The sequence below is a fragment of the Leclercia sp. W6 genome (assembly GCF_003336345.1).
Classification (GTDB): Bacteria; Pseudomonadota; Gammaproteobacteria; order Enterobacterales; family Enterobacteriaceae; genus Enterobacter.
This window is the reverse complement of the sequence record NZ_CP031104.1, coordinates 2,545,871-2,566,870: the sequence shown is the minus strand read 5'-3', so window position 1 is coordinate 2,566,870 and position 21,000 is coordinate 2,545,871. Positions and strand designations below refer to the sequence as shown.

The window sequence follows — 21,000 nt, the reverse complement described above, 5'->3', positions numbered from 1 at the left end:
CATGGTGCGTTTTTTTTCGCCATCTATCGCGATGCCTCGTATTCACGCCCTTTTCAATTTTGGCACACCCCTTGCAATACCTCCTTCGTTAGCTCGCCAAAACCGAATTCTGACTGGAGGGGATATATGAAGCTGGTTACCGTGGTAATCAAACCATTCAAGCTCGAAGACGTGCGTGAAGCACTCTCTTCAATGGGTATTCAAGGGCTGACCGTCACCGAGGTGAAAGGCTTTGGTCGACAGAAGGGGCATGCAGAGCTCTACCGTGGCGCGGAATACAGCGTCAACTTTCTGCCAAAGGTGAAGATTGACGTGGCGATTGCCGACGATCAGCTGGAAGAAGTCATCGACGTGATTAGCAAAGCAGCCTACACCGGCAAAATTGGCGACGGCAAAATTTTCGTTGCTGAGCTGCAACGCGTTATTCGCATTCGTACAGGCGAAGCCGACGAAGCGGCACTGTAAAACAGCAGGCACACAGTGATAGGGATCGAGAAAATGAACACAACAACACTTAAAGCAGGTCTGGGGTCTCTGGCGCTGTTGCCGGGGCTGGCAATGGCTGCACCCGCGGTAGCAGACAAAGCCGATAACGCCTTTATGATGATTTGCACCGCGCTGGTGCTGTTTATGACCATTCCGGGGATCGCGCTCTTCTACGGCGGCCTGATCCGCGGCAAAAACGTCCTCTCCATGCTCACCCAGGTGACGGTGACCTTTGCGCTGGTTTGTGTGCTGTGGGTGGTTTACGGCTACTCGCTGGCCTTCGGGGAGGGCAACGCCTTCTTCGGCAGCTTTAACTGGGCGATGCTGAAAAATATCGAGCTGACCGCGGTCATGGGCAGCTTCTATCAGTACATCCACGTGGCGTTCCAGGGCTCGTTCGCCTGTATCACCGTCGGGCTGATTGTCGGGGCGCTGGCGGAACGTATCCGCTTCTCCGCCGTGCTGATCTTCGTGGTGGTGTGGCTCACGCTCTCCTACGTGCCGGTGGCGCATATGGTCTGGGGTGGCGGCTTGCTGGCTTCTCATGGCGCACTGGACTTTGCGGGCGGTACCGTTGTGCATATCAACGCCGCGGTAGCGGGGCTGGTGGGGGCTTACCTGATTGGCAAACGCGTCGGTTTCGGCAAAGAGGCGTTCAAACCGCACAACCTGCCGATGGTCTTTACTGGCACCGCGATCCTCTACTTCGGCTGGTTTGGCTTTAACGCTGGCTCCGCAAGCGCAGCAAATGAAATCGCGGCGCTGGCCTTCGTGAATACCGTTGTGGCGACAGCGGGCGCTATCCTCTCCTGGATCTTTGGCGAGTGGGCGGTACGCGGCAAGCCTTCGCTGCTGGGTGCCTGTTCCGGTGCCATTGCTGGTCTGGTGGGCATCACCCCGGCCTGTGGCTTCGTCGGTGTCGGTGGCGCGCTGATCATCGGTATCGTGGCGGGTCTGGCCGGTCTGTGGGGCGTGACGGCGCTGAAACGTGTTCTGCGTGTGGACGACCCGTGTGATGTCTTTGGCGTGCATGGCGTGTGCGGCATCATCGGCTGCATCATGACCGGCTTCTTCGCCTCAACATCCCTTGGCGGCGTGGGTTATGCGGAAGGCGTGACCATGGGTCACCAGGTTCTGGTTCAGTTGGAAAGTATCGCCATCACGGTGGTCTGGTCGGGTGTGGTGGCCTTTATCGGCTACAAACTGGCGGACATGACGGTGGGGCTGCGCGTACCGGAAGAGCAGGAGCGCGAAGGTCTGGACGTCAACAGCCACGGCGAGAACGCATACAACGCGTAAAGTTAAAGTATTGCCCGGTGGCGCTTTGCTTACCGGGCCTACGGATTGTGCTTTTGTAAGCCGGGTAAGGCGAAGCCGCCACCCGGCTTTTTCTTATCAGCCGCGGTTGCGCATCACCCCTTCCTGCACCGTAGAAGCGACCAGCACGCCATCCTGGGTATAAAACTCACCACGAACAAACCCGCGGGCGCTCGACGCCGAGGTACTCTCCACGCTGTACAGCAGCCACTCATTCATATTAAACGGACGGTGGAACCACATCGAATGGTCGATGGTGGCAACCTGCATCCCTTTCTCAAGGAAGCCCACACCGTGCGGTTGCAGGGCAACCGGCAGGAAGTTGAAGTCGGAGGCATAACCGAGCAGATATTGATGCACGCGGAAATCTTCCGGCATCGCGCCGTTCGCGCGGATCCAGACCTGACGGGCAGGCTCGGCGATATGACCCTTCATTGGGTTATGGAACTCAACCGGGCGGATCTCCAGTGGTTTATCGCAAAGAAACTTCTCTTTAACCTGCGAGGGCAGGAGGTGCGCCAGCGCGCGGGCAATGTCCGTCTCGGAACGCAACGCGTCAGGCGCGGGGGCAGGGGGCATCGCTTTCTGATGCTCATAGCCCGGCTCCGGCGCCTGGAATGAGGCGGTCATGTAAAAGATTGGCTTGCCGTTTTGCACCGCCGCCACGCGGCGGGCGCTGAAACTGGTGCCGTCGCGCAGGACTTCAACGTCATACACGATCGGTTTCTGGCTGTCGCCAGGGCGCAGAAAATAGCTGTGAAAGGAGTGCACAAAGCGCTCCTGAGGTACGGTCTCTTTTGCAGCGTAGAGGGCTTGTCCCACAACCTGGCCGCCGAAAACCTGGCGTAATCCCAGATCTTCGCTTTGTCCCCGAAAGAGTCCTTCTTCAATTTTTTCCAGGTTTAATAATGTCAGCAGATTGCTTAGTGCCTGACTCATAGTCGTCCTCAATTAATACGCCGTGGCGAAAGATACGCAGAGTATAACGCAGAAATGCAAGTGGTCCGATGGGTGCAATAATCTGAATAACAGGGGGATTCCAGGCATAAATAATTGATCTGTGCCACACTTAGTCTCGTTATCTTTATGTTAACCACTCATCTGGCGGTATCGATCCCGCTGGTGCATTGATGATAAGGAGAACTCAATGAAACTCGTGCACATGTTAAGTGGTTTAGCGGTAGCGGTTGCTCTCTCTGCCTGCGCGGACAAAAGCGCAGACATTCAGACGCCAGCGCCGAACCCTAACACTGCTGGCGTAGCGACGCAGCCGACCATTCAGCAGCCAAATGTCTCAGGTACAATCTGGATCCGCCAGAAGGTGGCTTTACCGCCGGATGCAGTGTTAACCGTTACCCTGTCTGATGCTTCGCTGGCGGATTCGCCATCGAAAGTTCTGGCGCAGCGGGCGACGCGTACCGAGGGTAAACAGGCGCCATTTAAATTTGAACTGCCGTTTAACCCGGCGGATGTTCAGCCTAACGCCCGCATCCTGCTGAGCGCAGCTATCACTATCGACGATAAGGTTGTCCTGATGACTGATATCGTTAAACCGGTGATCAACCAGGGCGGTACCAAAGCCGATCTGGTCCTGGTGCCGGTACAGCAGACCTCGCTGCCGCTGCAGCCTGGCGGCGGTGCGCCGACAACGGTGCCGTCAACGTCACCAACCCAGGTTAGCCCCTCTACGGCTACCCCGGCCCCAACCCAGCTTTAATGTCCTATGCCCCTCTCGTCTGAGAGGGGCAGTTCAGTACCGCCAGCGATAACGCTGCATATCAATTTGCCCACTTCCCGACACCTGCACGCCTTCGCTGAGTAAGGCCTGACGCTGGCGCTGTAAATCTGGCCCGGTTAAGGAGATCGCCCCGTGGCGGTTGACCACCCGATGCCAGGGCAGGGTGCTACCTTCAGGCAGCCTTCTCAGCACGCCGCCTACCTGCCGCGCTGCACGGGGAGAACCCGCCAGCTGCGCCACCTCACCATAGGTGGTGACCGTGCCTTCGGGAATTGAGGCCACTATCTGCCATACCCGCTGGGGAAAAGAGTCGTGCTCGTCCATTTTGTGCTCCTGTGTTAAGGGCATGATAAAGATTTACGGACAAGACAGGAAGAAAGCGCCCACTCTGTAAACGCTTTGCGCAATAAAACATCACCCGGACGCGGTTAACTTGCAATTGCTATCCCGTACAGTGATAATGCGCCAGCGCGTTGGTTAACAACGCTCTCAATGGGGGCTCTGTTGGTTCTCCCGCAACGCTACTCTGTTCACCAGGTCAGGTCCGGAAGGAAGCAGCCAGGGCAGACGACGTGTGTGCCGGGATGTAGCTGGCAGGGCCCCCACCCATTTCTGCTCTCCTCAGCATCGCTTCAAATCCCATCAGCGCCATTATCCCCAATAACAGTACGCATATTATATATTTTTAAACTGACCTGTATATTTCGCAAATTGTCATCATACTGAAACATAGTTGTCATTATTCTGTCATAAATTTTCTGCAGGGTAAGTGTGACATTTTTATGATGTATAAGCAGAGAATATATATCTGGATAATAATGTTAACTTCGTGTATTAATTTAAGAAAAAATAGCCAGGGATGTAAAAACGATGACGACTGCAGTCCTGAACGTAAAAATTGACGAAGCGCTGAAAGAGAAACTTCGTCATTATGCCGAAGTGAATAATGAGAATCTCAGCGTTACCACTGAGAAGCTGCTGCAGATGGCATTTGCTGTAGCAGATGAGGCGGGAGTGACGGAGGAGGATATCGACAATCAGCATACGGAAGAAGAGAGTGTAGCTCCATTTACTCCTAAAGAAATCAAAGCACTAAGAAAAATTCTGAAGAAGAAAAAATGAAACAACATCAACAATCAACCGCCAGCAGCTACTCCGAAGCCTGCACGCTTCTGCGCTCTGGCTATGTCAAACATGTCCGCCTGGGCTGGGACGTTGGCAGTGATGAGTTCTTTCGAATTGCGTCTGACTGGTGTGATACCGGCGCAAAAATAAAGAAAGAAGGCGATAGTTTTGTTATTTCCCTGAAAGGTTTTCCTATTCCTGCTCAGCACTGACCTCCCATGCTGAAAATGTCTGACTGTAATAACTACAGTCAGACATTTTTAAATTGCCCGTTATGCGCGATTATTTGTGCGCCCGCTCACTTTTTCCGGTAATTAATATCAACGTTGCACTCGCCCACGGCGAAAAGGCGATTACACCAGGGTACGTTTTACGTTTTGCCCACCGTTAATCAGCGCCAGCCACAGCGGCTTGATCCGCACCAGGGCGTTTTCCAGCGCCATTGGCTCCAGAGAGAAGGGCATGCGCAGGTAGCGGTCAAACGCCCCGGAAAGCCCGAACCGCGTCCCCGTCCCCAGATGAATACCCGCCGCTTCGGCGCGGGTGGCCAGCTGGGTTGCCAGCATATCCGGCAGCTCCACCCAGTAGGATAAGCCCCCTTCCGGCATCTGGAAGCGCCAGTCGGGAAAATGCTCCCGCAGTAGCGCGGCACAGCCATCTCGTCGCTTACGCAGCATCTGCCGTCGGGCAGGTAAAAAGGTTTCGCCCTGCTCAATCAACCACAGGGTCGCCAGCTGTTCCAGCAGCGGCGAGCCGAGATCGAGCGTATCGCGCGTTTGCGCCAGCGTGGCGATGGTGCGCGCCGGAGCGCGAACCCAGCCCAGACGCAGGCCGCCCCAGAAACTTTTTCCCGCCGAGCCGAGGGTAATGACATTGCCGTTCGGGCAGAAGGCAGCCAGCGGCGGTGGGGGAGGCGCATCGAACCAGAGATCAACCATGGTTTCATCGACAACCAGCAGGGTACGGGCCCGGGCAGCCACCGCGGCGATAGCTTGCCGGCTCGTCGCATCCATGCAGCGGCCCGTGGGATTGTGGAAATCCGGCATCAGATAAGCCAGGCGCGGCGCGGTCTGGGCGAGGGTGGCGGCAAAGCCGTCAATATCCCAGCCGGTCTCCGGCAAAGACACCCCGACAGGGCGGCAGGATGCCCCCTGAATCGCCGCGATAGCCAGCGGGTAAGTGGGGTGATCCACCACTACCCGATCGCCTGGCCCGGTGAACATGCGCAGTACCAGCGCCAGCCCGCTGACGGCGCCGTTAACCACCATCACCTCTTCTGCCCGGGTCGGCAGGCCGCGCGCCGTATAGCGTGCGGCGATGGCTTCGCGCAGGGCGAGCAATCCCAGCTGGTCATAGCCGGTTTGCGTCAGATGCTGCGTCATGGCGGTCAGGGCGTGGGTATAGGCCTGATGGATCTCCGGCCCGGCGCCCAGTGCGGCGGTAGAGAGATCCAGCGCCGCGCTGGCGTTGGCACGGGTAGGAGGCGTGCGGCTGTCGGGCAGGATCACCCGCGATCCGCTACCGTGTCGGCTTTCGAGGTAGCCCTCATCTCGCAGATGGGCAAGGGCGTTGCTGACGGTGGTCCGGCTGACTTCCAGCGTTAAAGCCAGCTCCCGTTCTCCCGGCAGGCGTGTATCCAGCGCCAGCCTGCCGTCCAGAATCAGCAGGCGCAGGGCATCGGCCAGCTGACGCCACAGCGGGGTACGGGAAGGGCTCTCCTGCCAGTGACCCAGCAGACGCACTAATGACTGACTTCCAAATCGACGTGATGACACAGGCAGTCCACTTTTTGAAAACTGGTCATTAATCATAGGGCCATTTCAGGCAATGATAAAAGCAGAAACCACCGGAGAGCGATCATGTTACGTCGATTACTTCAGCTTTACGTCGGATTAAGCCTCTATGGCCTGTCAACGGCGATGTTTGTGCGCGCGGATCTGGGGGCCGATCCGTGGAATGTCTTCCACCTGGGGGTGGCAAAACTGCTGGGAATGGATATTGGCACCGTCATCATTCTGACCGGCGTGTTGGTGCTCCTGCTGTGGATCCCGCTGCGCCAGCGCCCGGGGCTCGGCACTATCAGTAACGTGATTGCCATTGGCCTGGCTGCCGATGTCGCGCTGGCGTTTATTCCTGCTATCGATTCGCTGATGGCCCGCTGCGTATTGCTGGTCAGCGCGGTCATCGTTAATGCGCTGGCGACCGGCATGTACATCGGGGCCGGATTTGGCGCCGGGCCGCGTGATGGCCTGATGACCGGCATTAACGCCCGCACCGGCTGGTCGGTTCGCAGCGTGCGTACGGCGATTGAGATTTCAGTTCTGCTGACTGGCTGTCTGCTGGGGGGCACTTTTGGTGTCGGTACCGTGCTCTATGCGTTAAGCATCGGCCCGCTGATCCAGATCTGTCTGCCGTGGTTTCGTCAGAGACCGCGCCCGCTAGCCCCGCAGCCTGAGCGCGTTGTCTGATTTTGCGAAGCGCTCACATGCTTTACGCCAGGCGTTATGACAGAATAGGTACCTCTGTCACTGCAACGCGAAGCGCATGAAAGCCATAACGCTCTACGATGTTGCCCGCCTCGCGGGCGTCTCTTATCAAACCGTCTCACGGGTCATTAATGATGCGGCCCACGTCTCGGCCCGGACCCGGGAGAAAGTGCTGCAGGCGATGGCCGAGCTGCACTATGTTCCCAATCGCGGCGCCCAGCAGTTGGCCGGTAAACGCACCCGTACCCTGGGGTTGATTACCACCGATCTGGCCCTGCATGCTCCTTCGCAAATTGCCTCGGCGGTGAAAACCCGGGCAGGCGAGCGCGGGGCGAGCGTGCTGATCTCGATGGTGGAAAATCCCCAGCAATGCATGGCGGCGCTGCAGGAGCTGCTGGCTCAGCGCGTGGAAGGGCTGCTGGTCAACGTGCCGCTTGAAGACGCGCAGGCAGAAAGCCTGCAGGCGCAGGCCCTTCCGGTGCCGGTACTGTTTCTGGATGTCTCCTCTGACGCCCGGGTACACAGCCTGGTGTTTGATGCCGGGCAAGGGGCCGCTCTGGGGGCGCAACATCTGCTGGGGCTGGGCCATCAGCGGATCGCCCTGCTTGGCGGGCCGCAAAGTTCCGTCTCTGCCCGGGCGCGTCTTGCTGGCTGGTTGTCTGCCTTAGGCGAGGCGGGGCTGGCACCGTGTGCGGTCGCGGAGGGGGACTGGAGCGCGGCTTCAGGTTATGAAAAAGGCCATCAGCTGCTGGCCGGGGCGACTCTCCCGCAGGGGATCCTGGTGGCGAACGATCAGATGGCCCTTGGCGTGATGCGCGCCTGTGCCGAAAAGGGCATTGCTGTGCCGGGCCAGATCTCGGTGGTCGGTTTTGACGATACCACCGACAGCGCGTGGTTTACCCCGCCGCTGACCACGGTTCGTCAGGCGTTTCGTGAGGCGGGGCTGCGCAGCGTGGAGTGGCTGCTGGCGCAACAGGGCACTACCGATGCGGCCCCGACGCAAACCCGCCTGCCGGTGACGCTTATCGAGCGCCACTCCACCGCCCGGGAAGGGATCCCGCAGGGAAGTGACGATCTGGCCCGTCAGCTTAAATCGCTGGCGCTGCTGGCCGAACAGCTGGCGCGTCGTTAACACTTTTGTGATCGCCATCGCTTCATGACGCTCTCCCGCTTTACCCTGTTACCCTGACAGGGCATTGTAGCCATAAATTGTGAGCGCTTCGCAAAGAGGTAACTATGTCCCATCCAGCTCCGCTGACCCTCAGCACACTTCTTGCCCGTCGTGACTGGGAAAATCCCGGTGTCACCCAATGGAACCGACTTCCTGCCCACGTGCCGCTGAGCGGCTGGCGTGACGAGCAGGCCGCGCGGGATGAGGAGCCAACCCCGGCCATCCGCTCGCTGAATGGTGACTGGCAGTTCAGCTTTTTTTCAGCGCCAGAGCAGGTTCCCGACAGCTGGACGCAGGAGGATTGCGCGGATGCGGTGGTGATGCCCGTTCCCTCCAACTGGCAGATGCAGGGCTTTGATACGCCGATCTACACCAACGTCACTTATCCTATTGCGGTGAATCCGCCCTTTGTCCCGGCCGAGAACCCGACCGGTTGTTACTCGCTCACATTCGATATGGACGCCAGCTGGCTGGAAAGTGGTCAGACGCGGCTGGTCTTTGACGGCGTTAATTCCGCCTTTCACCTCTGGTGCAACGGGCAGTGGGTGGGCTACTCCCAGGACAGCCGTCTGCCTGCGGAGTTTGACGTGTCTGCGTTTCTGCGGGCAGGCAGCAACCGGCTGGCGGTCATGGTGCTGCGCTGGTGCGACGGCAGCTATCTCGAAGATCAGGACATGTGGCGGATGAGCGGTATCTTCCGCGACGTTACCCTGCTGCATAAACCGGATACCCATATCGCCGACTATCACGTTGTGACGGAGCTGAACGCTGATTATGACCGCGCGCAGCTCCAACTGGGGCTGACCCTCGGCGGGAACGACTACGCAGGCTGCGAGGTGAGCGTTAACCTGTGGCGGGACGGAGAGCGTATCGCCAGCGCCATCGCCACACCGGGCTCTGCGGTTGTCGATGAACGCGGAAGTTGGCAGGAGAGAGTAAATGTTTCTCTGAAGGTGGAACATCCGGCGCTGTGGAGTGCGGAAATCCCTGCCCTTTACCGGCTGACCCTCGTGTTGCGTGACGCGCAGGGCCAGATCCTGGACGTTGAAGCCTGCGATGTGGGATTCCGTCGTGTCGAGATCGCAAACGGGCTGTTGAAGCTCAACGGCAAGCCGCTGCTGATCCGTGGCGTAAACCGTCACGAACATCACCCTGAGCGTGGGCAGGTAATGGACGAAGCCACCATGCGCCGCGACATTGAGCTGATGAAGCAGCACAACTTTAATGCCGTGCGCTGCTCGCATTACCCTAACCACCCGCTCTGGTATCGCCTGTGCGATCGCTATGGGCTCTATGTGGTGGATGAGGCCAACATCGAAACCCACGGCATGGTGCCGATGAGCCGCCTGGCTGACGATCCGCGCTGGCTGCCCGCCATGAGCGAACGCGTCACCCGCATGGTGCAGCGCGATCGCAACCACCCGTCGATCATCATCTGGTCTCTGGGCAACGAATCCGGTCATGGCGCCAACCATGACGCCCTTTACCGCTGGGTGAAAACCACCGATCCTGGCCGTCCGGTGCAGTATGAGGGCGGCGGGGCGAATACGGCGGCGACCGATATCGTCTGTCCGATGTATGCCCGCGTCGATCAGGACCAACCCTTCCCGGCGGTACCGAAATGGTCCCTTAAAAAGTGGATCGGTATGCCGGATGAGACGCGTCCGCTGATCCTCTGCGAATACGCGCACGCGATGGGCAATAGCTTTGGCGGGTTCGCTAAATACTGGGAAGCCTTCCGCAAACATCCTCGTCTGCAGGGCGGTTTCGTCTGGGACTGGGTGGATCAGGCGCTGACGAAGTATGACGAACAGGGCAACCCTTTCTGGGCCTATGGTGGCGATTTTGGTGATAAACCGAATGACAGACAGTTCTGTCTGAACGGTCTGGTCTTCCCGGATCGCACGCCGCATCCGGCCCTCTATGAGGCCCAGCGCGCGCAGCAGTTCTTCACCTTTACCCTGCAAAGCCATTCGCCGCTGGTGGTGGAGGTGCAGAGCGATTATCTCTTCCGCACCACGGACAACGAGCAGTTACGCTGGTCGGTGATGCGCGATGGCGACGTGCTGGCCACCGACGTTGTGGCGCTGGACATTCCGCCACAAGGGACGCAACGGCTGGAGATCGCGCTGCCGCAGTGGGCATCTGCGCCGGGCGAACTGTGGCTGAACGTTGAGGTTATTCAGCCTGCCGCCACGCCGTGGTCCGCTGAAAACCACCTTTGTGCCTGGGAGCAATGGCCCTTGCCAGCGCCGTTATGCATCGCGACGCCAAAGGCTGCCGGGCCCATTCCACAGCTTATCCGTGAGGATGACGCGTTGGTCATAACCCATCAGCAGCAGCGCTGGCAGTTTGATCGCACCAGCGGCAACCTGACGCAATGGTGGCGCGACGGCGTGCCGACGTTGCTTTCGCCGCTGACCGATAACTTTACCCGCGCTCCGCTGGATAACGATATCGGCGTCAGCGAAGTGACCCGCATCGATCCGAATGCCTGGGTGGAACGCTGGAAGGCGGCAGGGATGTACAGCCTGACGCCGCGTTTGCTGCAGTGCGAGGGGGAGCAGCTGGCGCAGGGGGTAACGATCGCCACGCTCCAGGCCTGGGAGCACAACAATCAGGTGCTGTTCCTGAGCCGTAAATGCTGGCGCATCGATAGCCAGGGCGTGCTGCACGGCGACGTTGAGGTGCAGGTGGCGAGTGATATACCAGAGCCTGCCCGAATCGGGCTGAGCTGTCAGCTGGCACAGACGCCGCAGACCGTAAGCTGGCAAGGTCTCGGGCCGCATGAGAACTACCCGGATCGCAAGCTCGCTGCCCGTCAGGGACGCTGGGAACTGCCGCTTGCTGAGCTGCACACTCCTTACATTTTTCCGACCGACAACGGCCTGCGCTGCGATACGCGTCAACTGAATGTAGGGCAGCATCAGCTGGAGGGTGATTTTCACTTCTCGGTAAGCCGCTACAGTCAGACGCAGCTGCGCGAGACCTCGCATCACCATCTGTTACGTGAGGAGCCCGGCTGCTGGCTGAACCTTGACGCGTTCCATATGGGCGTTGGGGGCGATGATTCCTGGAGCCCAAGCGTCTCTCCGGAGTTTATCCTGCAGGTGAAAAAGGTGCGTTACGCCTTTAGCTGGCAACAGAACTAAACTTAATCGCTGATGCGGCCACACCGCGTGGCCGCACATTCACTTCGGAGGTTTATCTGATGAAGTATGTCGATGGTTTTGTGGTTGCCGTTCCCGCGAATAATAAGGAGGCTTATCGCGAGCTGGCGGCGAAAGCCGCGCCGCTGTTTAAAGAGTTTGGCGCGCTGCGTATTGTAGAGTGTTGGGCAGATGACGTACCCGACGGCAAATTAACGGACTTTCGCCTGGCGGTGAAGGCGGAAGAAAACGAAGAAGTGGTCTTCAGCTGGATTGAATATCCTTCCAGAGAGGTGCGCGACGAAGCGAACCGGAAGATGATGAACGATCCCCGAATGAAAGAATTTGGCGAATCGATGCCATTCGACGGTAAGCGGATGATTTATGGCGGCTTCTCGCCGCTTCTGGACGAATAGGCGTGACGCCCGGCGGCGCTTCCCGCCGGGTGCTAAGCGTGGCTCTCGGGATCAAGATTCGTTTCCGCCCACTGGATAAACGCTTCTTTCGGCAGCGCCTTGCTGTAAAACCAGCCCTGACCGTACTGCACACCGTGGCGTCGAAGCCATGCCAGCTGGCCTTCGGTTTCAATACCTTCTGCCACCATGTCCAGATCGAGCGATTTGGCCATCTCTATGATGTGCGAGGTGACATTTTTATATTCCAGCGCATCCACAAACGACTTATCAATTTTTAGCGTATCGACATCCAGATCCTGCAGGTAACTGAGGCTGGAGTAACCCGTTCCGAAATCATCAATATAGACAGAGTGCCCGGCACGTCGGAATGCGGCAATGGCCGGGGCGCTGACCGCAGGATCGGCGAACCCGCGCTCGGTGAGCTCCAGCGCAATCTGCGAAGGGTGCAGTTGCCACTGATTCAGCAGGCGGCTCAGCAGCGGGAGCACGGTACCCGAGATCAAATCCTCCGGCGCCAGGTTTATCGAGATATGGTGGCCCGGATGCTGGCGTAACCATTCGCCCATATCCTCAAACACCTTTTCAATGATAAGTGTCGTCAGCTGATTGGTCAGGCCCGTCTGTTCCGCCAGGGAGACAAAAATATCGGGTGACAGATAGCTGCCGTCCGGTTGCGGCCAGCGCGCGAGGGCTTCCGCACCGGTGAGTCTGCCACTGTTCAGATTCACAATCGGCTGGAAATGAACCTGGAATTCCCGGGCATTAATCGCATCCATTAAACGATACCGGGGCGACTGCAGGCGGCGTAACACGCGCAATATAAACCAGGCTGTCAGCAGACTGATCAGGACACCAAAAGGCAGCCAGAAAATAAGCTGGTGGTGCCAGCTCTTTTGCAAAGGGGTCAGAGAGGACCACGCCACAATGGTGAAGCCCAGGTCAGAAACATCGTGCCGGTTGTACATCACGCCGTTATGCTGGAAATTCGTGCTGCCATTGCGCTGCATTTCCTGGAACACCTGCATATCCAGCTTGTTGCTGCTGGCAAAAACGATATTGCGGCGAAGCCCCACCAGGGCGACGTCGATCGGCCATGAGCCAAAGGGGATCACATCGATCAGCGAGGCCGGATCGATCATGACAATGTAGTGCTCTGTGCCAATCGCAGCCATATAGCGGTCGAGGCCCAGATCGTTATGTGAGGTGACCCAGGCCCGGTAGCCATCGGAGGTGATGCGCAATGCTGGCGGAAACGGGGCGGCATGGCTCACTTGTTCCAGCGACGAGCAGCGCGGTTTCAGATCCTCAACGTAAAGGACTTCCTGAATATAGCGCCAGGAAAAGGAGGCGCGGCGCATCGCCATCGCATGTTCGTAGGTACAGGGGGTTCCGTTAAAAGCGTGCATCTCTTTCAGCGCGGATTCCGCCTGGCTAATCACTCTGTCGGTACGTATCTGTACGCGCGAAGAGTAACTATTCAAATCATCGACAAACTTATCTTCTGCATTGCGGTGTGCCAGCCAGATGCTCAGGCAGACAGGAACAAGGACAGCAATGATGAGTACATAGGTAACCACACTGACCAGGTGTCGGGTTGTCATGCTCCTGTTTCCTTTTATAACGCCGGTATAGGGCGCCCAAGCCGATGACATTAAAACGAAAAAGCCGTTGAAGTGTAGTGTCATAGCACGCTGTTGAGAGTGAATTCATTCAGCAATTGAGACACTGAATTAAATACCATTTTAAGTGACTTTTTCACAGAGCGAAAACCCGACGATCGCTACAGGCGCAGGTTGTTTTTGCACCTCTACTCGGATATGCTAATTGTTATGTTATAACAAATCATATTGAGGTAGGTATGCAGGTTCTGAATTCATTGCGCAGCGCTAAACAACGCCATCCTGATTGTCAGATTGTGAAGCGTAAAGGGCGGCTATATGTCATTTGTAAATCTAATCCGCGCTTTAAGGCGGTGCAGGGGCGTAAGAAGAGACGTTAAGCGGGATAAAGATGCCTGCCGCTGATGTCGGCGGCAGGCCAGAGCCAGGGTTAGGCGGCTACGCGGGAGAGGGTGAAGACATCGTAGAAAGAGAGCTCGCCTTTCGTGGCGATCATCTTCTGCAGTTTCTCTTTTTGCTGCGACTCGACGTTAGGGGAATGCAGAATATTTTCGATCAGCTGAGGAGGCACAAAGCGCGTGTTGTACCACTCACCGTTGTAGCAGACCCGGAAATCAAGCACATCAATATCTTCATAGCGATAACGCGGATTAACGTCAAAGAAGAAGAAGGCGTTAAAGACGATGAACAAGACAACCAGCAACCAGACGGAACCAATCAGCGTTTCGGATTGCAGCATCACCACCAGCGTAGCAAACCACGCCGCATACATGGCGACAAACAGACCAGGATGTTTGCGAATAAAGCTGATGCTGAAGCGCGGCTTGTTGTCACGCTTTTCGCGAACATTGAGATCATCAATGGTTTCGGTAAGCAGGCGTTGTATCTCGGTCATCTTCTGCCCTTTCTGAATTCAACTTAATACGAAGGATCCGTATATTTTAAGTGACCACAATGTTTGTGGACAGTAACAGTTATGCTAAGAAATATCATAACAGTTACCAGGAAAGGGCGGGTGGGATGAGATGGCTGGCTGTTCAGTACAACGCAATGCTTCCCCCCCAACGATGGCGCTAGCCCAGCGATGGAGAACGGCCTGTCATGCAAAGGATGAAACATCTGAAAGTAGAGTCTTTATCTCTGACAGTTGTGAGAGACAATCAGCGTACAAACTTCCATACAGCAGTTGGGATTTTATCGTACAGCTTATTCATCGTAAGTTCAGCCAGGCGATGATCGGCTGCTGAATAGAATACCGCAAGCTCATTATCAGAAAGCTCGTATTTATTTTTTTCAATGACGCGTTCGAGGGTGTCAATGGACTGACAGCGTCGCAAACGCATCAAATAATCAGTCTTGGTTAATGGTTTATCAGACATAAATTCACCTAATTGTTTGTAATAATTTTAACCGGAGAAACTAACGGATTAGCTCTACTCGCATTGACAAAACAACGAAAAAGCCGATTGCCAGATTTACGCCATTTTTGTAAATCCTGTGTGTTAATGCCGTAGCTACTGAATAACATAAAAGTGTCATCCAGGTATTCGTCAATCTGCTCAATCAACTTATTATCTTCGTTATACTTAATTTTATAATTAAGCGCGAAGGTAGCAATATGCTCAATCAACTCGTTTAACTGCAAATTAATGGCAGAAGTAGGGTCATTTACCCAGCCATGGTTGCTTTCATCGAGATTGGTCAGGCAGTCATGGTACAGGGATTCACAAAGGAATTTCAACTGTGCAAAATCTTGCCTTTTGGGCGAGTATTCGTCCATAGCGCATCCCCTTTTTGAGTGATTTTTTACTCACCGAACATCGTTGTCGGGAAGGGTACAACTTGACTCAGTGTCAATGACTACTGTTATGCCTCTTGCTTTAACTATAATCTACTCTAATCAGGATTTCACCGCGCTATTACGAAAAATTACAATTACGCAGCATTTTACAGGCTCTGGCGGTCGCTATGTTATATATTGTTTTATCCTGATACAGCTCTTTACTTATCCCCCTGTGTGATTTTCCGGCCACACTTAAAATCATAGGCCCGGGCGTTTAAAATCAAAAAACACTAGGAATACTCTTAATACCTAAGACGTGACGCAAAAATTTGAGAATTTCTGTAATAGAACCAGGTTAAATATGATAAGCCGTTTAAGGGTTACATTAAATATATAAACCCTCAATAAGCTAATTTTATGATTTTTAATTGCTGAAAAAAAGGCCGCATATGCGGCCTTTTTAAGGTTTAAACCCGAATCGGGGTCATCACACCGGATGATTGTGTTCGGTTTCGTCGTTCTTACGGCTGAAACGGCGACGTACGACCACGAAGAACACCGGCACGAAGAAGATGGCCAGGATGGTTGCGGTCACCATCCCGCCCATTACACCGGTACCTACGGCGTTCTGTGCACCGGAGCCTGCACCCGAGCTAATAACCAGCGGCATAACGCCGAGGATAAAGGCCAGCGAGGTCATCAGAATAGGACGCAGACGCATACGTACCGCCTCCAGCGTCGCTTCAATCAGGCCTTTCCCTTCTTTATCCATCAGATCTTTGGCGAATTCGACGATTAATATCGCGTTCTTCGCCGACAAGCCAATGGTTGTCAGCAGGCCCACCTGGAAATAAACGTCGTTATTCAGGCTACGGAACGTGGCGGCCAGCAGGGCGCCGATAACGCCGAGCGGAACAACCAGCATAACGGAGAACGGAATCGACCAGCTCTCATACAGCGCCGCCAGACAGAGGAAGACCACAATCAGGGAGATGGCATACAGGGCAGGGGCCTGGTTGCCGGACAGACGTTCCTGATAGGACATCCCCGTCCAGTCGTAGCCGATGCCTGCTGGCAGTTTACCTGCCAGTTCTTCCATCAGGTTCATGGCCTCACCGGTACTTCTGCCCGGTGCCGCCTGACCCAGGATCTCCATGGATGGCAGACCGTTGTAACGTTCCAGACGTGGCGAGCCGTATTCCCAGCGTGAGGTGGAGAAGGCTGAGAATGGCACCATCTGTCCGTTGCTGCCGCGCACATACCAGTTGTTGATATCGCTCGGCAACATACGGTACTGCGCTTCAGACATCACGTAGACCTTCTTCACGCGACCGCGGTCGATGAAGTCGTTGACGTAGCTACCGCCCCAGGCTGCGCCCAGTGTGGTATTGATGTCACTGATAGAGACGCCCAGCGCCTGGGCTTTTTCCTGATCGATATCCACTTTGAACTGCGGCGTATCTTCCAGGCCGTTCGGACGAACGCCAACCAGCAGGTCAGGGTGCTTCGCAACTTCGCCAAACAGCTGGTTACGCGCCTGAGTTAGTTTCTCATGGCCCAGACCACCCTGGTCGATAAGCTGGAAGTCAAAGCCGGTTGCCGTACCCAGTTCAACAATCGCTGGCAGGTTAAAGGCGAAGACCATCGCATCTTTAATCTGCGAGAAAGTGCCCATCGCACGACCCGTAATGGCCTCAACTTTGTTCTCGTCGCCCGGACGCTCAGCCCAGTCTTTCAGAGAGACGAAGGCGATACCGGTGTTCTGACCACGACCCGCAAAGCCGAAGCCGTTAACCGCAAACACCGATTCAACGTTGGCTTTCTCTTTGTTCAGGTAGTAATCCGTCACCTCATCCAGCACTTTTTGGGTACGTTCCTGGGAAGCACCTGCTGGCAGCTGAGCCATGGTCAGGAATACGCCCTGGTCTTCGTCCGGCAGGAAGGAGCTTGGCAGACGAACAAACAGGTAGGCCATGCCGACCACGATGATGATGTAGAGCAGCAGATAACGACCGGTGCTGCGCAGGATGTTGCCCACGCTGTCGGTGTAGTGGTGCGTGCTCTTATCGAACATGCGGTTAAACCAGCCGAAGAAGCCTTTTTTGTTCTCGCCGTGATCGCCTTTTGCCACCGGTTTCAGCATGGTGGCGCACAGGGCCGGGGTCAGGATCAGTGCCACCAGTACCGACAGGGCCATCGCGGAAACGATAGTGATCGAGAACTGACGATAGATCGCACCGGTAGAACCACCAAAGAAGGCCATCGGGATAAATACCGCCGACAGCACCATGGCGATACCGACCAGTGCGCCCTGGATCTGGCCCATCGATTTACGGGTCGCCTCTTTCGGCGGGAGTCCCTCTTCGGACATCACACGCTCGACGTTTTCGACCACCACGATGGCGTCATCCACGAGCAGACCGATCGCCAGCACCATCCCGAACATCGTAAGGGTGTTTATCGAGAAGCCAAAGGCCGCCAGGATAGCAAAGGTGCCGAGCAGAACCACCGGTACGGCGATGGTTGGAATCAACGTCGCACGGAAGTTTTGCAGGAACAGATACATGACCAGGAAGACCAGAATGATCGCTTCTACCAGCGTTTTCACAACCTCGTGTATGGAGATTTTCACGAATGGCGTTGTGTCATACGGGTAGACGATTTTCAGGCCTGACGGGAAGAACGGTTCCATTTTCTTCAGTTCGGCACGGATCGCCGTCGCGGTATCCAGGGCGTTGGCGCCAGTCGCCAGTTTAATCCCCAGACCGGATGCCGGCTGGCCGTTAAACTTCGCGATCACGTCGTAGTTTTCACCACCCAGTTCCACCTTCGCCACGTCGCGCAGGCGCACCTGAGAACCGTCCGGATTCACCTTCAACAGGATCTTACTGAACTCATCCGCAGAGGTCAGACGGGTCTGGGCGATGATCGAGGCGTTCAGCTGCTGGCCTTTAACCGGCGGCGTACCGCCTAACTGACCGGCTGCAACCTGGGCGTTCTGCGCTTTAATGGCGTTGATCACGTCTACCGGCGTCAGCTGGAAGTTGTTCAGTTTGTTCGGATCCATCCAGATACGCATCGCGTACTGAGAACCGAACAGCTGAACGTCACCGACACCAGAAGTACGGCTGATGGCGTCCTTCATGTTAGCACCCACGTAGTCGGAAATATCCTCCTGCGTCATGGTGCCGTTGGTGTTGATAACGCCGACAACCATCAGGAAGCTACTGGAGGATTTCTCCACGCTCACACCCTGCTGTTGTACTTCCTGCGGCAGCAGTGGCATCGCCAGCTGCAGTTTGTTCTGTACCTGAACCTGGGCAATGTCCGCATCCGTACCTGACTCGAAGGTCAGGGTAATCTGAACAGTACCGGTTGAGTCACTGTTGGAGGACATGTACATCAGGTTATCGATACCGTTCATGTTCTGTTCGATAACCTGCGTGACGGTGTCCTGCACCGTTTTGGCATCAGCCCCTGGGTAGGTTGCGGCGATTGAAATTGCTGGCGGCGCAATGGTTGGATATTGCGCGACAGGCAGCTTCAGGATCGCAAGTCCCCCGGCTAGCATGATGATAATGGCGATCACCCACGCGAAAATGGGGCGATCGATAAAGAAATTAGGCATGTCTTAACGGCTCCTGTTTAAGTTAAGACTTAGGTTGTTCTGACTGACCGCCTGCTGAGGCTTGTTGTTGATTGTCAGACGTGACCTCTTGCGCTTTTACCTTGGCGCCTGGGCGAACTTTTTGTAATCCGGTAATGATGACGCGATCGCCATCTTTCAGACCGTCGGTCACCAGCCATTTATCACCAATCGCCTGGGTTGCCTTGATCTGACGAACTTCGACTTTGTCTTCAGCGCCAATCACCATCGCACTGGCATCGCCGCGCGGGGTGCGGGTCACGCCCTGCTGTGGTACCAGCAGTGCGGTTGGGTTGATCCCTTCTTCCAGGCTGGCGCGAACGAACATACCCGGTAACAGCGTATGGTTCGGGTTCGGGAAGATAGCGCGCAGGGTGATTGAACCGGTAGTCTGATCAACCGTCACGTCAGAGAACTCGAGGCTGCCGGTCTCCGGGAACTTGATGCCGTCGCTGGTGACCAGCTCAACTTTAGCTTTGCCGTTTTCCTGCTTCAGGGTGCCGTTTTCCAGCTCCTGTTTCAGACGCAGGAAATCGTTGCTCGACTGGGTGACATCGACATAGATCGGGTCAAGTTGCTGCACGGTTGCCAGCGCAGTGGTCTGGCCGTTCTGTACCAGCGCACCCTCGGTCACAGCGGATTTACCAATACGGCCGCTGATTGGGGAGGTCACTTTGGTATAGGCCAGGTTGATACGCGCGGTTTCAACGGCAGCTTTCGCAGCGACGACCGCAGCATTAGCCTGCTGGGCATCCGCCTGCGCACTGTCATATTCCTGTTGGCTGATGTACTGCGTACCCAACAGTTTCTGATAACGGTTGACGGTCAGCTGGGCAATTTTTGCAGCAGCCTGCGCTTTGGCCAGATCGCCTTTTGCGCTTTCGTAGTTCGCCTGATAGGTTGCAGGATCAATCTGATACAGAGACTCGCCCGCTTTAACATCGCCGCCTTCAGTAAAATTACGTTTCAGGATGATGCCACTTACCTGTGGACGCACTTCAGCAATACGGTAAGCGCTGGTTCGGCCGGGTAATTCTGTTGTCATCTGGAGAGGTTCGGTTTTGAGCGTCACGACACCAACTTCTGGCACCTGCTGCGCTCCTTGTTGAGCCTGTTTTTCGTCACATCCTGTAAGCGCTAAGCTGCCTGAGAGCATCAGAACGATCGCCAGAGGCGTTAACCCTCTGTTTTTGTTCATATGTAAACCTCGAGTTTCCGATTTCAAATTGATCAATGGATCAAGCGTCCACAAACCCATTGCTGCGTTTATATTATCGTCGTGCTATGGTACATACATTCATAAATGTATGTAAATCTGGCTCCTGTAAATTCACCTGCGCATGGCACGAAAAACCAAACAACAAGCACTTGCAACACGCCAACACATCCTTGATGTCGCTTTACGCTTGTTTTCGCAACAGGGGGTTTCCTCCACCTCTCTGGCACAGATTGCTCAGGCAGCTGGGGTTACCCGGGGAGCGATTTACTGGCATTTCAAAAATAAGTCAGATTTATTCGGCGAAATTTGGGAGCTTTCAGAATCCAGTATTGGGGATCTTGAGACTGAGTATCGGGCAAAATTCCCTGGCGATCCACTCTCAGTTTTAAGAGAGATTCTGGTCTATATCCTTGAGGCGACAGTTATTGAAGAACGACGTCGTCTTATGATGGAGATCATCTTCCATAAATGTGAATTTGTTGGGGAGATGGCGGTGGTACAGCAGGCGCAGCGCAGTCTCTGTCTGGCCAGTTACGACCGGATCGAACAAACCCTGACGCACTGTATTAAAGCCAATATGCTCCCGGCTAATCTTTTGACCCGTCGCGCCGCTATTCTGATGCGCAGCTATATTTCCGGCATTATGGAAAACTGGCTGTTTGCCCCCAGTCTTTTGATCTGCAACGTGAAGCCCGTGATTATGTCGCGATCCTGCTGGAGATGTACCAGCTCTGTCCCACGCTACGGGCGCAGCCTGAGCCGCTTCTGGCCTGACTCCCAGGAATTATCCAGGAGCCAACAGTTCACGCTATTTTGCTTTCGACTGCCGTGATATTCTTCACGCC

The 21,000-nt window shown here is 55.6% G+C and carries 19 protein-coding genes, 1 other RNA gene and 1 pseudogene; 12 read left to right on the top strand and 9 right to left on the bottom strand.

The window, feature by feature from the left end:
- The first annotated feature begins 126 nt into the window (after window positions 1-126).
- Together glnK and amtB are read left to right on the top strand one after the other, a co-directional pair.
- Window positions 127-465, top strand: a complete 339-nt coding sequence (gene glnK, locus DVA43_RS12625) for a P-II family nitrogen regulator (protein ID WP_103178493.1) — start codon at window positions 127-129, stop codon at window positions 463-465.
- Window positions 466-498: 33 nt separating this feature from the next.
- Window positions 499-1,785 carry an ammonium transporter AmtB gene (gene amtB, locus DVA43_RS12620; RefSeq protein WP_032616850.1) on the top strand — a complete coding sequence of 429 codons (1,287 nt, stop codon included), beginning with the start codon at window positions 499-501 and terminating at the stop codon, window positions 1,783-1,785.
- Window positions 1,786-1,881: 96 nt separating this feature from the next.
- On the opposite strand, the gene tesB is transcribed toward amtB, so the two are convergent.
- Window positions 1,882-2,742: an acyl-CoA thioesterase II gene (gene tesB / locus DVA43_RS12615; protein WP_114315749.1), complete on the bottom strand. Its 861-nt coding sequence runs from the start codon at window positions 2,740-2,742 to the stop codon at window positions 1,882-1,884.
- A 208-nt stretch (window positions 2,743-2,950) separates the two neighbouring features.
- Between tesB and DVA43_RS12610 the strand changes: the two genes are divergently transcribed.
- On the top strand, window positions 2,951-3,520 hold the full coding sequence (locus DVA43_RS12610; protein ID WP_103178495.1) for a YbaY family lipoprotein: 570 nt from the start codon (window positions 2,951-2,953) through the stop codon (window positions 3,518-3,520).
- A 33-nt stretch (window positions 3,521-3,553) separates the two neighbouring features.
- Here the strand turns inward: DVA43_RS12610 and DVA43_RS12605 are convergent, their stop codons facing one another.
- On the bottom strand, window positions 3,554-3,889 hold the full coding sequence (locus tag DVA43_RS12605; protein WP_168194659.1) for an MGMT family protein: 336 nt from the start codon (window positions 3,887-3,889) through the stop codon (window positions 3,554-3,556).
- Between the two features lie 154 nt (window positions 3,890-4,043).
- Between DVA43_RS12605 and ffs the strand changes: the two genes are divergently transcribed.
- The 3 genes from ffs (at window position 4,044) to DVA43_RS12590 (ending at window position 4,878) form a co-directional block, all read left to right on the top strand.
- Window positions 4,044-4,140, top strand: an RNA gene (gene ffs, locus DVA43_RS12600) — signal recognition particle sRNA small type.
- 271 nt (window positions 4,141-4,411) lie between these two features.
- Entirely contained in the window at window positions 4,412-4,663 is a 252-nt protein-coding gene (locus DVA43_RS12595) for a hypothetical protein (RefSeq protein ID WP_039032396.1), read from the top strand.
- On the top strand, window positions 4,660-4,878 hold the full coding sequence (locus tag DVA43_RS12590; RefSeq protein WP_032616855.1) for a hypothetical protein: 219 nt from the start codon (window positions 4,660-4,662) through the stop codon (window positions 4,876-4,878). Before DVA43_RS12595 ends, DVA43_RS12590 begins: the two co-directional genes overlap by 4 nt.
- 141 nt (window positions 4,879-5,019) lie before the next feature.
- Here DVA43_RS12590 and DVA43_RS12585 read toward each other — a convergent pair whose 3' ends face one another.
- Window positions 5,020-6,441: a PLP-dependent aminotransferase family protein gene (locus DVA43_RS12585; protein WP_114317141.1), complete on the bottom strand. Its 1,422-nt coding sequence runs from the start codon at window positions 6,439-6,441 to the stop codon at window positions 5,020-5,022.
- Between the two features lie 84 nt (window positions 6,442-6,525).
- Between DVA43_RS12585 and DVA43_RS12580 the strand changes: the two genes are divergently transcribed.
- The 4 genes from DVA43_RS12580 (at window position 6,526) to DVA43_RS12565 (ending at window position 11,888) form a co-directional block, all read left to right on the top strand.
- Window positions 6,526-7,134, top strand: a complete 609-nt coding sequence (locus DVA43_RS12580; RefSeq protein ID WP_103824060.1) for a YitT family protein — start codon at window positions 6,526-6,528, stop codon at window positions 7,132-7,134.
- 76 nt (window positions 7,135-7,210) lie between these two features.
- Window positions 7,211-8,284 carry a LacI family DNA-binding transcriptional regulator gene (locus tag DVA43_RS12575; protein WP_114315748.1) on the top strand — a complete coding sequence of 358 codons (1,074 nt, stop codon included), beginning with the start codon at window positions 7,211-7,213 and terminating at the stop codon, window positions 8,282-8,284.
- A 104-nt stretch (window positions 8,285-8,388) separates the two neighbouring features.
- Complete coding sequence (locus DVA43_RS12570) at window positions 8,389-11,475, top strand: beta-galactosidase (RefSeq protein WP_114315747.1); 3,087 nt, start codon at window positions 8,389-8,391, stop codon at window positions 11,473-11,475.
- 59 nt (window positions 11,476-11,534) lie between these two features.
- Window positions 11,535-11,888, top strand: coding sequence for a DUF1428 domain-containing protein (locus DVA43_RS12565; RefSeq protein WP_103824063.1), 354 nt, complete (start codon window positions 11,535-11,537; stop codon window positions 11,886-11,888).
- Between the two features lie 32 nt (window positions 11,889-11,920).
- Here DVA43_RS12565 and DVA43_RS12560 read toward each other — a convergent pair whose 3' ends face one another.
- Window positions 11,921-13,489 (bottom strand): EAL domain-containing protein, encoded by a 1,569-nt coding sequence (locus tag DVA43_RS12560; protein WP_114315746.1) that lies wholly within the window; start codon window positions 13,487-13,489, stop codon window positions 11,921-11,923.
- A gap of 257 nt (window positions 13,490-13,746) precedes the next feature.
- On the opposite strand from DVA43_RS12560, the gene ykgO reads away from it, so the two are divergent.
- Window positions 13,747-13,887, top strand: coding sequence for a type B 50S ribosomal protein L36 (gene ykgO, locus DVA43_RS12555; protein ID WP_003859006.1), 141 nt, complete (start codon window positions 13,747-13,749; stop codon window positions 13,885-13,887).
- 50 nt (window positions 13,888-13,937) lie between these two features.
- Here the strand turns inward: ykgO and DVA43_RS12550 are convergent, their stop codons facing one another.
- The 5 genes from DVA43_RS12550 to acrA all read right to left on the bottom strand — a co-directional run bounded on the left by DVA43_RS12550 (window position 13,938) and on the right by acrA (window position 20,134).
- Window positions 13,938-14,402, bottom strand: coding sequence for a YlaC family protein (locus tag DVA43_RS12550; RefSeq protein WP_114315745.1), 465 nt, complete (start codon window positions 14,400-14,402; stop codon window positions 13,938-13,940).
- 265 nt (window positions 14,403-14,667) lie between these two features.
- Window positions 14,668-14,886 carry an HHA domain-containing protein gene (locus DVA43_RS12545; RefSeq protein WP_032616864.1) on the bottom strand — a complete coding sequence of 73 codons (219 nt, stop codon included), beginning with the start codon at window positions 14,884-14,886 and terminating at the stop codon, window positions 14,668-14,670.
- A gap of 8 nt (window positions 14,887-14,894) precedes the next feature.
- Window positions 14,895-15,287: an Hha toxicity modulator TomB gene (tomB, locus tag DVA43_RS12540; protein ID WP_114315744.1), complete on the bottom strand. Its 393-nt coding sequence runs from the start codon at window positions 15,285-15,287 to the stop codon at window positions 14,895-14,897.
- A gap of 490 nt (window positions 15,288-15,777) precedes the next feature.
- The gene (gene acrB, locus DVA43_RS12535; RefSeq protein ID WP_103178504.1) at window positions 15,778-18,918 is read right to left on the bottom strand and encodes a multidrug efflux RND transporter permease subunit AcrB; all 3,141 of its coding nucleotides are present in this window, start codon (window positions 18,916-18,918) and stop codon (window positions 15,778-15,780) included.
- A 22-nt stretch (window positions 18,919-18,940) separates the two neighbouring features.
- A complete protein-coding gene (gene acrA, locus DVA43_RS12530) occupies window positions 18,941-20,134 on the bottom strand; it encodes a multidrug efflux RND transporter periplasmic adaptor subunit AcrA (protein ID WP_103824067.1) in 1,194 nt (397 codons plus the stop codon).
- Between the two features lie 142 nt (window positions 20,135-20,276).
- On the opposite strand from acrA, the pseudogene acrR reads away from it, so the two are divergent.
- Window positions 20,277-20,929, top strand: a pseudogene (gene acrR / locus DVA43_RS12525) (multidrug efflux transporter transcriptional repressor AcrR).
- The last annotated feature ends 71 nt before the right edge of the window (window positions 20,930-21,000 follow it).

Coding starts and splice junctions, on each gene's coding strand:
- tomB (WP_114315744.1), bottom strand. CDS start 15,287: ATGGACGAATACTCGCCCAAAAGGCAAGATTTTGCACAGTTGAAATTC.
- glnK (WP_103178493.1), top strand. CDS start 127: ATGAAGCTGGTTACCGTGGTAATCAAACCATTCAAGCTCGAAGACGTG.
- DVA43_RS12580 (WP_103824060.1), top strand. CDS start 6,526: ATGTTACGTCGATTACTTCAGCTTTACGTCGGATTAAGCCTCTATGGC.
- tesB (WP_114315749.1), bottom strand. CDS start 2,742: ATGAGTCAGGCACTAAGCAATCTGCTGACATTATTAAACCTGGAAAAA.
- acrB (WP_103178504.1), bottom strand. CDS start 18,918: ATGCCTAATTTCTTTATCGATCGCCCCATTTTCGCGTGGGTGATCGCC.
- DVA43_RS12590 (WP_032616855.1), top strand. CDS start 4,660: ATGAAACAACATCAACAATCAACCGCCAGCAGCTACTCCGAAGCCTGC.
- amtB (WP_032616850.1), top strand. CDS start 499: ATGAACACAACAACACTTAAAGCAGGTCTGGGGTCTCTGGCGCTGTTG.
- DVA43_RS12605 (WP_168194659.1), bottom strand. CDS start 3,889: ATGCCCTTAACACAGGAGCACAAAATGGACGAGCACGACTCTTTTCCC.
- DVA43_RS12610 (WP_103178495.1), top strand. CDS start 2,951: ATGAAACTCGTGCACATGTTAAGTGGTTTAGCGGTAGCGGTTGCTCTC.
- DVA43_RS12550 (WP_114315745.1), bottom strand. CDS start 14,402: ATGACCGAGATACAACGCCTGCTTACCGAAACCATTGATGATCTCAAT.
- acrA (WP_103824067.1), bottom strand. CDS start 20,134: ATGAACAAAAACAGAGGGTTAACGCCTCTGGCGATCGTTCTGATGCTC.
- DVA43_RS12560 (WP_114315746.1), bottom strand. CDS start 13,489: ATGACAACCCGACACCTGGTCAGTGTGGTTACCTATGTACTCATCATT.
- DVA43_RS12595 (WP_039032396.1), top strand. CDS start 4,412: ATGACGACTGCAGTCCTGAACGTAAAAATTGACGAAGCGCTGAAAGAG.
- DVA43_RS12565 (WP_103824063.1), top strand. CDS start 11,535: ATGAAGTATGTCGATGGTTTTGTGGTTGCCGTTCCCGCGAATAATAAG.
- ykgO (WP_003859006.1), top strand. CDS start 13,747: ATGCAGGTTCTGAATTCATTGCGCAGCGCTAAACAACGCCATCCTGAT.
- DVA43_RS12545 (WP_032616864.1), bottom strand. CDS start 14,886: ATGTCTGATAAACCATTAACCAAGACTGATTATTTGATGCGTTTGCGA.
- DVA43_RS12575 (WP_114315748.1), top strand. CDS start 7,211: ATGAAAGCCATAACGCTCTACGATGTTGCCCGCCTCGCGGGCGTCTCT.
- DVA43_RS12570 (WP_114315747.1), top strand. CDS start 8,389: ATGTCCCATCCAGCTCCGCTGACCCTCAGCACACTTCTTGCCCGTCGT.